The following is a 14047-nucleotide window of genomic DNA, read 5'->3' as shown; positions in this document are numbered from 1 at the left end:
ACATTACGTTAAGCAGGAAGGGGAATACATTATGACAGATACTAAACCTAAGGCTAAGATTAAGTTAATCGCTCTTGATATGGATGGTACCTTATTGAATCAATATGATGAGGTTTCAGAAGAAAACCGAAAAGCTATTCTTGAAGCAGAAAATAAGGGTGTACATGTTGTGCTGAGTACTGGACGAGCCTATGCAACTTGTAGTGAATATGCTAAATCATTGAATTTATCTTCCTATTTAATTACTGTAAATGGCAGTGAAATTTATAATGAACAAGGAAAATTAATTGAACAAAATATCGTTGATACAGAACTGATTCAATGGATGTGGGACCTGTCACAAAGTCATAAGACTCATTTTTGGGCTGTGAGTTGCGACCACGTTTATCGCGGAGAAATGCCGGAAGACATTACGAGTTCAAAATGGTTAAAGTTTGGGTTTGATAGTGAAGATGACGAAATTCGTGATGATATTCTTCGTCAATTGAAAGAAAAGGGAAGCCTAGAAGTTAGTAATTCTAGTCCAACAAACATTGAAGTGAATGCAGTGGGCGTAAATAAAGCAAAAGCTATTGAGGTTGTTTGTGAAAAACTCGGGCTAACAATGGATGAAGTCATGGCTGTAGGTGACAGTCTAAATGATATTGCGATGATAAAGTCGGCTGGATTTGGCGTGGCGATGGGCAATGCACAAGAAATTGTCAAGGAAACGGCAGATTGGGTAACATCGACTAATATCGAACATGGAGTAGCCAAAGCCATACATAAATGGGTACTTGAATAATGGAAAAACTCCTCTAGACTGAACCGACCCCCGAAAGTTAGATAATAACTTTCGGGGGTATTTTAATGGCCAAAGATGATGTGAATTTGCAACTAGCTGTGGTCAATGACTACTTGGGGCTACAGGGCCTTGGCTTAAAAATACACCATTGATCGTTCTATAGTGCGAAAATGGGTGAACGCATTTTACTTACTTGTACAAGCTGGTTTAGAGACAACCTATTCTGGTCAATTAAAAATGGATGTCATAAACTGGACGAAGGAGGAAGGTGAATCACCCTATAATGCAGCCGAACAGTTCAAACTTACCCTTCCATCTATGAAATTGCTTGGACTATGAAAATCAATCTTCATTCTACATTCCTCATTTCCCTGTTTGGAGAAACCTTCTAATTACAATGTACACCCATTGAAAATGAAAGAATTGACAAAGTTATTATTTGTAGGCATAAGTGTACCTTATGGTACCTAATTTATCCTAAAAAAGGAAGATATCAATATTGTAGAATGTAAAAGTATGATAATATAAGGTAGAATATGTCTGAAAATTCAGTTGGAAATAGGAGGAACTTTCTATGACAAAATCGATTCCTGAAGCATGGTGGAATGAGCTTGCTTTGCCGGTTATCGCAGCTCCGATGTTTTTAATATCCGGACCTGAGCTAGTTAAATCTTGTTGTATGAATGGGGTGTCTGGCTCATTTCCAGCTCCAAATGCAAGGCCGATAGAGGTCCTTGATGAATGGATGGGAGACATCAGCAGCAGTTTAGCAGAAGCGAAATTGAAGGATCCTGCTAAAAAAATTGCGCCCTGGGCAATGAACATGGTGGTACATAGTACGTACAGCCGTCTTCAAGAAGAGTTAGAGCTGGTAATCAAGCATCAGCCGCCAATTGTTATCACTTCACTTGGTTCGCCAAAACATGTTGTCGAAATTGTACATAGCTATGGCGGTTTAGTATTTTCCGATGTTAGTAGTATTCCGTTTGCTAAAAAAGCAGCTGAGGCAGGCGTGGATGGATTGATTCTTGTTGCAGCGGGCGCAGGAGGACATGCCGGAGAGTTGAATGGCTTTGCGTTTGTAGATAGTGTACGTACATTTTGGGATGGAATCATTTTACTTGCCGGCTCAATATCTACAGGAAAAGGAATTCTTGCAGCTCAAGCGGCTGGTGCGGATCTTGCCTATATGGGGACTCGTTTTATTGTGGCAGAAGAAAGTTATGCTGCTGATGCCTACCGTGAAATGCTTGTAACATCAGAACCTGAAGATATAGTCCTAACGGATGCATTTTCAGGAGTTAACTGTAATATGTTAAAACCGAGCATTCGAAACAATGGCCTTGACCCAGAACAACTAGTCAAAAAAGAAAAAGTTAATTTTGACGGTATGGCTCAAAAATCAGATGCAAAAGCTTGGAAAGATATTTGGTCTGCTGGTCATGGTGTAGGCGCGATCGACAAAATTGATTCAGTTGAAGGCATAGTGAAAACACTTCAACAAGAATATAACGAGGCTTTGACAAAGTTAAATGAACAGGCTGCGAAAATTAAAACAAGTGTTTCCCAATAATTATGTTAAATGGACATTCAAGATGTCCATTTTTTTTATTCGTTCGGAGCCACAATTTCAACCTTCATTCGGTCAGGATCCTCGAAAAATACAGCATAATGATTCGGTCCGCCAGCAAAAGGGAAACTTTCTTCATATAAAAGAGGAATCTTTTTTTCCTTTAATTTCGTGAACAATTTATTAACATGCTCCCTGGACTCTCCATGAAAAGCTAGATGATTAAGGCCAATCCTCCCTCGATGGTATCCGCTGTCTATAAAACGGTCATCTGTTTGAACAAATACTAGATACGAGTTTCCTTGTTTCCAACTGATGCCGGACGCCCATTCTTGAAAAACTTCATAGTTTAATTCAGTTAAAAGCCATCCCCAAAACTCAGCTGATTTTTTAAGATTGGCAACATTTATTTCAATATGATGCAGCATGGCGATCGCTCTCCTTTTTTTGTAGATTATACCATAAACTGCTGAATCAATAGAGTGATAGACCGCTTAGTATCAGGCTTTTCCCTCCTATAAAAACTTCATGAAAAAGTAGAAAAATATGTATTTACAAAATGGAGTAGCGGGAGTATGATAATCAACAGTTTCATATTTCTTATCGCTGAATCTTAATAGAACGGAGGACCCATCGAATGCAGTAGATTACTGCAAGGGGTGAATCCTAATATAGGTAGGGCTCCTCTTATGGCCCGAATCCGACAGCTAACTCCGTAAGCGTAATGAAGAGAGGAAGGGTGAAGCTTGTGAGCTAAAAATAATAGGTCCACAAGGCTATTTGCTATGCCTTGTGGGCTTTTTTGTGTCTAAAAAACGAAGGTATCTTACAGAATGTGGTGGTATAAGTCATGTATTCTCCTATTAAACGATTTTTAATTGGCCGCCCTTTAAAGTCATCTGAGCTTGGAGAGCAAAAGCTAAATAAATTAAAGGCATTAGCGATTTTATCATCTGATGCATTATCAAGTGTTGCCTATGGTCCGGAGCAAGTATTATTAGTTCTTATGACAGTCAGTGCCGTTGCGTTTTGGTTTTCAATCCCTATTGCGATGGGGGTATTGGTTTTACTGGCAGCACTGATTTTATCTTACAGGCAAATCATCTATGCCTATCCGGATGGTGGTGGAGCGTATGTAGTTTCTAAAGAAAACCTTGGTATTAATCCGGGATTAATAGCCGGAGGTTCACTTTTAGTCGATTATATTCTGACAGTAGCAGTCAGTGTGTCCGCAGGAACGGACGCTATCACTTCTGCACTGCCGTCCCTTCATTCCTATAACGTGTTAATTGCTATTATACTCGTTGTTATTATTACTATTTTAAGTTTACGAGGGATTACGGAATCTGCATCAATCTTAGCTTATCCCGTTTATTTATTTGTCATTGCATTAGTCATTTTACTTGGTGTAGGCATTTTTAAAATTTTTACTGGTGACATACCAGCTGATCTCCATTCACCGATTGGGACGCCGGTTGCTGGGATTTCTTTATTTTTATTACTTCGAGCCTTTGCATCAGGATGTTCAGCTTTGACAGGTGTAGAAGCCATCTCGAATGCCATTCCAAGTTTTAAAGATCCAGCACCGAAAAATGCGGCAAAAACGCTGACTATTATGGGGATTTTACTCGCGATTCTCTTTTCAGGTGTCATCTTTCTTGCGTACTATTATGGCGTTTCACCAAAAGAAAATGAAACGATCGTCTCACAGCTTGCTTCACAAACCTTTGGACGAAATTATTTGTATTACTTCATACAGGGAACAACGGCATTGATACTAATTTTGGCAGCAAATACGGGGTATTCAGCTTTCCCGCTTTTAGCCTTTAATCTGGCAAAAGATAACTACATTGCTCGTATGTTTTCGATTAGAGGGGACCGACTAGGTTACTCAAATGGAATTATTTTTCTTGGAGCGATGTCCATCTTGCTGATTCTAGCTTTTCAAGGAAATACCGAAAAATTAATCCCGTTGTATGCGGTTGGGGTATTTATTCCCTTTACGCTGTCACAGACAGGTATGCTTGTTAAGTGGATTCGGGAAAAACCGAGCGGGTGGCAAATCAAATTAACGATTAATCTAGTGGGTGCTTTAATCAGTCTGCTTGTTCTGCTGATTTTTTTAATTACAAAATTCACTCAGGTGTGGCCGGTGTTTATCTTCCTTCCGTTAATCGTCACTTGGTTTCACCAAATAAAGAAACATTATGAGTCTGTTGGTGAACAACTGAGAATCAAGAATTGTGCAGAAAGTCTGCCAATCATGGGGAATGTAATGATTATCCCGGTCGCGGGCATTACTCATGTCGTAGAAAATTCACTTGAATATGCAAAATCACTTGGAGTAGATCAAATTATTGCAGTCAATGTTTCATTCGAAAGGGAGGATGAACGGAAATTCGAAGAAAAATGGCAAAAGTGGCAGCCAGAAATCAGGCTGGTCACCTTACATTCTTCCTACCGAAGCATTATTCATCCACTAACTAAATTTATTGATACCATTGAACATAAAGCGAGCGAAATGAATTACCGAGTGACCGTCATGATTCCTCAATTCATACCAAAAAAGAGCTGGCATAATATGTTGCATAATCAATCCAGTTTGCTGATTCGCGCGTATTTACTTTATAAACGTAATGTCATCGTTACGACTGTACCGTATCATTTGAAAAAATAAATGGGAAGAACGACTCTGCGAAAAGCCATTTCTTTAGGGAAATGGTTTTTTCGTTGTTCAGCTTTTAGGAAGTTTGACTTAGACCAAAAAGAGGGAATAACAGGAGGGCAGCTAACTTTCAGGAGGAATGGATGATGGACTTAAAGACAGGAAAAATGTTTTGGAGTGACACATATAAGGAAGCACCTAACTATCCGGAGCTTACAGAGAATATTGATTGTGATGTCTGTATTGTGGGAAGTGGATCATCAGGAGCCCATTGTGCGTACTTTCTAGCTGAAACAGGCCTGAATGTCGTCCTTGTTGATAAACGGGATATTGGAGCAGGCAGCACAATGGCAAATACGGGATTGCTGCAATATACAAATGATAAAACATTAACGTCATATATACATAGTTTTGGAGAAAAGGCAGGAGTACGTCATGTCCAATTATGTTTAGAGGCTATGAAAACTTTAGAACATACAGTGATTCCAAGTTTGGATGGCGATTCAGATTTTCGAAAAAGACAAAGTCTTTATTTTGCTTCCAGTAAAGAAGACGTGCTCATGTTGAAGGAAGAATACCAAACTCTAAAAAAACACGGATTTCCGGTTGAGTATTACACAAAGGAGGAAATCGCTGAGACGTTTTCTTTTTCAAAATCTGCCGGACTTGTGACAAGTAACGATGCAGAAATTAATCCGTTTAAGCATGCACACAATTTGATTCAGTACGCTGTGAATAAAGGTGTTCGCGTGTATGGTCATACAAATATTAACGGAAAAATCCTTAAAAACAATCATACCGAATTGTTCACAAGTAACGGTTGTTCTATTAAAGCAAAGTATGTGATATTTGCGACTGGTTACGAGGCACAGGAAGAAGTAAACGAGCAAAATGCAAAGGTCGTAAGCTCGTATGCCATAGCAACCAATCCTGTTGCAGATGTGGCTAATTGGAAAGAGGCGATGATGATTTGGGAAACCGCTCGTCCCTATCTCTATGCTCGTCAAACGGTAGACAATCGGATTATCATTGGTGGACTTGACGAACCAACAAGGTATAGTGAAAAACGTGATTCCATGATTATTCATAAACGCGATGAATTACTCGATAAGCTGGTGGAATTATTTCCTGAACTAGCTGGCCAAGTTAAGGCAGACTATTATTGGGGGGCGTCCTTTGGTGAAACGCATGATGGGTTGCCCACAATCGGCATGTACCAAGATTACCCCAATTGTTACTTCTTATTAGGGTATGGCGGGAATGGAACAGTCTATAGTGTGATATTATCGCAGATTATCACTGATTTAATTGTAAAAGGAACGCACCCAGATCTTGATATATATCTTAAAGAACGCTCTGCTATTAAAGGGACCGCATAAGTAATCGTTGTGACTAAATGCTCAGAGGCTAACTTCTGAGCATTTTCTTTTTTGCTAAGATAAATCTAATTTTGTTCTGATTTTTTCACCAATTAGGTGGGTGTTTTACTGAAGTAATGAGCGCTACAATTAAGAAAGGTCTTAGATTTTTTCTTAGAATGGAGGATTACAATGAAATTTAGCAATGGCAACTGGTTAAATAAAGAAGGCTATACGCTCGAACACCCAATGGAATTATATGATGTCGAAAAAAAGGAAAGAAGTCTCACTGTTTATGCTCCTTTTACGCCCATTATACATAGAGGTAAAACATTAGACGGAGGAATGATGACCGTTGAATTATCATCCCCTTTGGAGGATGTCATTTGTGTAAAGCTGTCACATTATGCTGGAGGGATTGATAAGGGTCCGCATTTTGAGCTTCATAAAGAAGATGTTCCTGTAGAAATTGAAGAAAATGATGAAAAACTATTCTTCTCGAGCGGAAACCTTCACGCAGCTTTCCATAAGAAAGGCGAATGGAAACTTGATTTTTATAATGAAGATAAGCAATTAGCAAGCAGCAGAGATATGGGAATGAGTTATATTGTGACCGATCAAAAGGAAGTCTTTATGCGTGAACAGCTTACCTTGGATGTGGGTGAATTAATTTATGGGTTGGGTGAACGGTTTACCTCATTTGTAAAAAATGGTCAAACCATTGATATCTGGAATGAAGACGGCGGCACTGGAAGTGAGCAGGCTTATAAAAATATCCCCTTTTATCTGAGTAATAAAGGGTATGGGGTGTTTGTTAATCATCCTGAACGAGTTTCCTTTGAGGTTGGCTCAGAAAAAGTATCAAAGGTGCAATTCAGCGTGGAAGGCGAAAGGTTAGAATACTATATTATCAATGGTCCTGAACCAAAGCAGGTTTTAGAAAAGTATACGGCATTGACTGGAAAACCAAGTCTCCCCCCTGCATGGACATTTGGTTTATGGCTAAGCACCTCGTTTACCACGAATTATGATGAAGAAACGGTGACTAAATTTATAAATGGAATGGAAGAAAGAGATATTCCATTAGATGTTTTTCATTTTGATTGTTTTTGGATGAAGGAATTTGAATGGTGTAATTTTCTGTGGGATGACCGGGTATTTCCAGAACCGGAGAAAATGCTGATGAGACTAAAAGAAAAAGGCTTGAAAATCTGTCTATGGATTAATCCGTACATTGCTCAGAAGTCACCACTGTTTAAAGAAGCAAGTGACAAGGGATATCTTCTCAAAAAGACAGACGGAAGTGTATGGCAATGGGATAAGTGGCAAGCTGGATTAGGGATCGTAGATTTCACAAACCCGGAAGCGAGCAGCTGGTTCGAAGACAAATTAGAGAGCCTGATAGATATGGGAGTCGATTCTTTTAAAACGGACTTTGGCGAGAGAATTCCGACCGATGTCTGTTATTATGATGGATCGGATCCTAAGAAGATGCATAATTATTATGCCTATTTATATAACAAAGTCGTTTTTGATTTATTAGAAAAGAAGCTAGGCAAAGGGCAAGCGGCTCTATTTGCTCGGTCTGCATCAGTCGGCAGTCAGAAGCTTCCTGTACACTGGGGCGGGGATTGCTGGGGAACGTACCCGTCCATGGCTGAATCATTACGCGGCGGTTTATCGTTTGGTTTATCAGGTTTTAGTTTCTGGAGTCATGATATTGCTGGATTTGAACAAGGGGCCACTCCAGATTTATACAAACGCTGGACGCAATTTGGGTTATTGTCTTCTCATAGTCGTTATCATGGCAATACAGAATATAAGGTTCCATGGCTTTATGATGAAGAAGCCGTTGATGTTACGCGCGTGTTTACAAAATTAAAAAACAGCTTAATGCCTTATTTATACCGCATAGCCTGTGAATCTACCATGACAGGGGTACCGATGATGAGAGCGATGGTACTAGAATTCAATGAGGATGAAACCTGTCATTACTTGGATAGACAGTACATGCTTGGCGATTCATTATTAGCGGCTCCTATTTTTAATGACCAAGGCATCGTTAAATACTATCTTCCTAAAGGCAAATGGACGAACTTCTTAACCAATCAGGTAGTTGAGGGAGAAAAGTGGCACACAGAGGAACATGGCTATCTGACACTTCCATTCATGGCTAAAGAAAATTCTATTATTGCGGTCGGGTCGGTAGAAAGCACGGCTGACTATGATTATCTTTCTGACGTTACTTTTCATGTTTTTGAATTAGCAGATGGTTCTCTTATATCTACAGAGTTATATAGTAATAAAGGAATAAAAACAGGCTGGGCAGAAGCTAAGCGAGAAGGAGATACAATCGTATTCAAAGTGAGTGAGACGGTGAAAAATTATTCTGTATTATTAAGAAATATCACAAAAGCATCGGTGAGCAGCGGAACGACAGAAGTAACGAACGAAGGGATTGTCCTTAAGTCAGCTGAGTATCACGTTGAGATTATGCTCTAATGTACAAATAGTAAGCGCTTTCTATTTGGTGAGGAGGAAACCTGAATGATTCATGAAAAAATAAAAAAAATTGCCTTTGGAGGAGATTATAATCCAGAGCAGTGGCCTGAGGAAATTTGGAAAGAGGATATGCGGATAACGAAGCTTGCGGATATCGATATTATGACGATTAATGTCTTCGCGTGGGCAATGCTGCAGCCTGATGAAGACACATATGATTTTAGCCTGCTCGATCAAGTAATGGATATGTTGGAACAAGAACAGATAAATGTTTGTCTCGGCACCAGTACAGCCGTTCATCCGGCCTGGATGGCAGCCAAATATGAGGATGTTCTTCGGGTTGACTTTGATGGAAGGAAGCGGAAATTTGGCTTGCGGCATAACTCCTGTCCTAATAGTCCAACCTTTAAAAAGTATTCAACGAAATTAGCAGAAAAACTGGCAGAACGTTATCAAAACCACCCAGCTCTTGTGCTATGGCATGTCTCGAACGAATATGGCGGGGATTGCTATTGTGATAATTGTGAAAAAGCTTTTCGCGTTTGGCTGCAGAATAAATACCAAACGTTAGCAGAGCTAAATCGAGTATGGAATACTTCGTTTTGGGGCCATACCTTCTATGATTGGGATGAAATCGTCCTTCCCAATAATTTAAGCGAACATTTAGGCAGCTATGATTACACCGCGTTCCAAGGGATTTCACTGGATTACCGCCGGTTTAATTCAGATAGTATGCTAGAATGCTACAAAATGGAGTATAATGCCTTGAAAAAATTCACACCAGACGTATTAGTAACCACTAATTTAATGGGTGCATATAAACAATTAGATTATCAAAAATGGGCGAAATATATGGATATTATCTCTTGGGACAGTTACCCATCTGTGGATTCTCAAATCAGCCAAGAGGCGATGAAGCACGATTTAATGCGCGGTTTAAAACAAGGTGATCCGTTCATGTTAATGGAGCAAACACCAAGTGTCACAAACTGGCAGCCTTATAATGCCTTGAAGAGGCCTGGTGTCATGCGGCTTTGGAGTTACCAAGCCGTTGCTAGGGGAGCGGATACCGTTATGTTCTTTCAAATTCGCCGATCCATAGGTGCCTGTGAAAAGTTTCATGGAGCGGTCATTGATCATGTCGGTCATGAGCATACAAGAGTATTTAGAGAATGTGCTGCGCTCGGCCATGAGTTAACCGTTCTTGGGGATCAGATTATCAATTCGCGTATTCAGGCAAAAGCAGCGATTGTGTTTGATTGGGACAATTGGTGGGCGGTAGAGTTATCAAGCGGACCGAGTCGGGATTTGAATTATTTTGATGAGGTATCAAAATATTACCAAGCTTTTTATGAACAAAATATTCAGGTGGATATGATTGGTGTGGATGATCCGATTGATCAATATACACTAGTCGTCGCTCCTGTTCTGTACATGACAAAAGATGGTTTTGCACAAAAGATAGAAGACTATACAGCTGAAGGTGGAACGTTTGTCACCACATTTTTTAGTGGGATTGTTGATGGACATGACCTTGTGATTACAGGGGGGTATCCTGGTCAGTTAAGAAAGGTTCTAGGAATTTGGGTAGAAGAGATTGATGCCCTGCCGCCCGGACAAACCAATGAAATCGTAATGCAGGAAAACAGCGGGTTAGGGAATAAGCGTTATTCTTGTTCGTTACTTTGTGATCTTCTCCATGCTGAAGGGGCGGAAGTAATGGCAGTGTATGGACAAGATTTTTATCAAGGTACACCGTGCGTGACTAGGCATTCCTTTGGCAAAGGAAGTGCCTGGTATATTGCTTCTAGTCCAGAACAGTCTTTCTTAGATGATTATATTCGCTCAATTTGCGAGGAAAGCGGTATTCAACCGGTATTAGGTACGGCTGTACCTAAGGGAGTTGAAGTGACGAAAAGAATAAAAAATGATAAGGAACTCATCTTTATTTTAAACCATAATAAAAAGGAAGAAAGTATTGAATTAGATGACGAATATATCGATTTAGTAACGAAAAAACACTATCAATTTGCTTTGGAGATAGCACCTAAAGATGTCCGCATTATTATGAAAAAATAGGTAGCTAGGGAGGTGAGAGGGTATGTATCCGAAACATGGTGCGTACAGTACGGAACCGGCGGAAATATGGGAATACGGCAATGTAACGGGAAATGGAGAAATGGGTGCCATGCATTTTGGACTGCCGCACAAAGAAAAGGTAGTCGTGAATCATGCTGAATTATTTTTACCAGCTGATGCGAAACAGGATATGCCCGATATGTCAGATTGTTTGGAGGAAGTTCGTCGAATCAGCCAGAACGAGGGCTATCTTGCTTCACATGAATTTTTCATTAAAAAAGGAGAAGAACGCGGTCATACCATCGTCGATACAGATTCCTTTCATCCAGGCTTTTTTCTCGAAATTGATCAAGCTCCTGTTGGTACAATCGAAGACTATTTTCGAAGTGTCGATTTTTCAACAGGGGAAATCATCTCCTCATGGAGAGAGGGCGACGTTGAGTGTAAACGAAAACTGTTCGCTTCCAGGCCGGACAAGGTGATTGTTATGTCTATTACTAGTAATGAGCCGATGCCGTTAGTAGCTTTAAGAATGGAAGAGATTAATCATCCCGGTATGGAAGTCTCAATCAGGTATGAAAACGACATGATTATAAGCAGACATTTATATACCAAAGGGAGTGGAGGGTATGATAGTTTTGTCAAAATCAGTCCTATCGAGGGTGAACTAGTGATTGATTCAAATCAGATGACTGTATCTGGTGCGAATGAAATACTGGTGATGATGAAAATCGTCCCGTTTGCTGAAGGAAGCCAAACTTCTTTCGCAAACTTTGAAGAACTAGATGGTATTTATAAGGAATTGAAAGCCTCACATATACATGTACATGGTGCCCTTTTTAATAGAGTTTCATTGGATTTGGACGGTGGTGAGAAGCGAAGCTGGAGCACGGATGAATTGTTAGCTGCTGTTCGAAACGAAAAAGAAGTGTCTATGGCTCTGGTAGAAAAACTGTTTGACGCTGGCAGGTATATGTTTATTTCGAGTGCTGGCCTAAGACCTCCCAACCTTCAGGGGATATGGACTGGTACCTGGCAGCCTTCCTGGTCTTCAGATTATACACTGGATACCAATTTGCAGTTGGCAATGGCGTCGGTATTCAGTGGAAATATGATGGAAGGAATGAAACCATTTGTTACCTTGATAGAATCGTTTCTAGAAGACTTTCGTTATAATGCACGTATGCTTTTTGGCTGTAGAGGGATTTTATCTGGAATCCGTGCGTCAACGAGTGGAAAACATTTGCATTGGGGAGATTCCAGCTGGGGGGACCGGGAATGTGATACTTTTTTCGGAGCTTTTTGGACGTGTGGTGCGGGGTGGCTGGCCCACTGGTTTTACGATTATTACTTATATACAGGAGATCAGGAGTTCCTAAAAGATCATACCGTGCCCTTATTAAAAGAAGTGGTACAGTTTTATGAAGATTTCCTTTATGAGGACCAAGAGGGCAGGTATATGTTTAACCCCTCTTATTCAGCGGAAAATGGGATAGCGGCCAATAGTACACAGGATATTGCTGTTGCAAAAGAAGTGTTAACGCATTTAATCGATTCATGTCAGTTGCTTGGGATAGAAGAGAAGTCCATTCCAAACTGGAGGAATATGATTGAAAAACTCCCGCCTTATTTGATCAATGAAGAAGGAGCCTTAAAGGAATGGGCGGTAGGGGACCATGAGGATAATTATAACCACCGCCATTTTTCTCATCTCTATCCTCTTTTCCAAAGCTATGAATTCACGAAAGAGAAAACACCAGAACTGTGGGAGGCATCAAGCATTGCTCTACAGAAAAAAATGGAGCATTGGCTGTATAATCCGAATACCGATACCTCTTCACACGGACGAATGCATGCTGGACTAGCAGCTGCCAGACTGGGAATGGGCGATACGGTATGGGATATTTTACGGATGATGGCAGCAGGCGGAGCAATTTACCCCAGTCTCATGACCGCTCATTATGATGAATATAACGTATTTAATGTAGATGCGAACGGTAGTATCCCGGAGTTAATTCACAATTTATTCCTCTTTTCTTTACCGGGAAAAATTGATCTTTTACCTGCACTTCCCACAGTTGTCACGCGAGGGAAAATAATAGGTACACGTTGTCGGGGGCAAATCTATGTTCATTCTTTTGAGTGGGACCTCGAGAGACGACACATTGAACTGACAATCACATCGGCAATTAATCAAGAACTAGTCATTAGTCTATCTAGGAATAACGAAGAATGGAGGTTACTAGGTGAGTTAAACCAATCTAATGAATGGCGGGTAGTATTAATAGCAGGAGAAACGTGTTCTTTTAGATGGAAATAGGATCAGAGTTGCATAGAGGGAGGAGTTCCATAATGGAATTAGGTAATATGATGGGCGGTTTTTACAAAGCATCCGTTTGGGTTTTACGTTTCTTGCTAACCAATTTAATTTGGCTTCTATTCAATGTACCAATCGTTCTAGTTGGGATGAATTTCTTATCGGCTGATCTTTCTGATTTACTTGTGCTGACCCTAACAATCGCTGTGTTAGCTCCTTTTATCTTATTTCCAGCCACAACGGCTTTGTTTGGGGTAGTAAGAAAATGGGTGATGGGAGATGCAGAAGTTCCGATTTTCTCAACCTTTTTAACCTGTTATAAAGAGAATTATTTAAGAAGTGTACTTGGCGGAGTGGTATTTATCTTAGTATGGATCGGATGGGCCATGAATTATTACTTATTTGTTTATCAGAACCCTGGACTCGCCATGGTGATCTATAGTCTATTTACCATGATTTTATTTACCTGGACTATCTACTTTTTTTCTTACAATGTGCATTTTGAAGTTCCTTTTTTAACATCAGTGAAAAACTCGTTCATTCTTGCAGTGGGAAGACCCTTTTCGGTCCTCGGGGTTGTTATGGTGAATGGAGTGATTGTATATATCAGTACCACGTTAACCTTTCTATTTCCATTTTTTGTCGGTTCAATTACCGCCTTTTTATCATTCATGTTCTTTTACCGGCTGGCCCAAAAAGCAGTTTACCAGCAATCTTCTAAACGCATTATGCAAGAATTATAGAGTATGAGAGCGTTTTACTATATTTCATT

The 14047-nt window shown here is 40.1% G+C and carries 10 protein-coding genes and 1 riboswitch; of the genes, 9 read left to right on the top strand and 1 reads right to left on the bottom strand.

Translation table 11 applies throughout. The features are described 5' to 3' along the window. Positions 1-31 precede the first annotated feature (31 nt). The 3 genes from MHI18_RS03190 to MHI18_RS03180 all read left to right on the top strand — a co-directional run bounded on the left by MHI18_RS03190 (position 32) and on the right by MHI18_RS03180 (position 2357). On the top strand, positions 32-784 hold the full coding sequence (locus tag MHI18_RS03190) for a Cof-type HAD-IIB family hydrolase (RefSeq protein WP_340845973.1): 753 nt from the start codon (positions 32-34) through the stop codon (positions 782-784). Positions 785-958: 174 nt separating this feature from the next. Continuing rightward, positions 959-1123 carry a hypothetical protein gene (locus tag MHI18_RS03185; RefSeq protein ID WP_340845972.1) on the top strand — a complete coding sequence of 55 codons (165 nt, stop codon included), beginning with the start codon at positions 959-961 and terminating at the stop codon, positions 1121-1123. Between the two features lie 235 nt (positions 1124-1358). After that, the gene (locus MHI18_RS03180) at positions 1359-2357 is read left to right on the top strand and encodes an NAD(P)H-dependent flavin oxidoreductase (protein WP_340845971.1); all 999 of its coding nucleotides are present in this window, start codon (positions 1359-1361) and stop codon (positions 2355-2357) included. A 35-nt stretch (positions 2358-2392) separates the two neighbouring features. Here the strand turns inward: MHI18_RS03180 and MHI18_RS03175 are convergent, their stop codons facing one another. Further along, a complete protein-coding gene (locus MHI18_RS03175; RefSeq protein WP_340845970.1) occupies positions 2393-2782 on the bottom strand; it encodes a VOC family protein in 390 nt (129 codons plus the stop codon). A gap of 166 nt (positions 2783-2948) precedes the next feature. Beyond that, positions 2949-3091, top strand: a riboswitch (cyclic di-AMP (ydaO/yuaA leader). A gap of 113 nt (positions 3092-3204) precedes the next feature. On the opposite strand from MHI18_RS03175, the gene MHI18_RS03170 reads away from it, so the two are divergent. From MHI18_RS03170 to MHI18_RS03145, 6 genes are all read left to right on the top strand, one after another. Then, positions 3205-5031 (top strand): APC family permease, encoded by a 1827-nt coding sequence (locus tag MHI18_RS03170; RefSeq protein WP_340845969.1) that lies wholly within the window; start codon positions 3205-3207, stop codon positions 5029-5031. A gap of 134 nt (positions 5032-5165) precedes the next feature. Further along, positions 5166-6398: an NAD(P)/FAD-dependent oxidoreductase gene (locus MHI18_RS03165; protein ID WP_340845968.1), complete on the top strand. Its 1233-nt coding sequence runs from the start codon at positions 5166-5168 to the stop codon at positions 6396-6398. Between the two features lie 171 nt (positions 6399-6569). Continuing rightward, positions 6570-8879, top strand: coding sequence for an alpha-xylosidase (gene yicI / locus MHI18_RS03160; protein WP_340845967.1), 2310 nt, complete (start codon positions 6570-6572; stop codon positions 8877-8879). A 45-nt stretch (positions 8880-8924) separates the two neighbouring features. Further along, positions 8925-10958, top strand: coding sequence for a beta-galactosidase (locus MHI18_RS03155; protein ID WP_340845966.1), 2034 nt, complete (start codon positions 8925-8927; stop codon positions 10956-10958). Positions 10959-10980: 22 nt separating this feature from the next. Further along, a complete protein-coding gene (locus tag MHI18_RS03150; protein ID WP_340845965.1) occupies positions 10981-13278 on the top strand; it encodes a glycosyl hydrolase family 95 catalytic domain-containing protein in 2298 nt (765 codons plus the stop codon). Positions 13279-13310: 32 nt separating this feature from the next. After that, positions 13311-14018, top strand: a complete 708-nt coding sequence (locus tag MHI18_RS03145) for a YesL family protein (protein ID WP_340845964.1) — start codon at positions 13311-13313, stop codon at positions 14016-14018. Positions 14019-14047 lie beyond the last annotated feature (29 nt).

It is taken from the genome of Peribacillus sp. FSL H8-0477 (assembly GCF_038002765.1).
Lineage (GTDB): Bacteria > Bacillota > Bacilli > Bacillales > DSM-1321 > Peribacillus.
The sequence above is the reverse complement of the archived record's forward strand: the minus strand, read 5'-3'. Positions and strand labels throughout refer to the sequence as shown.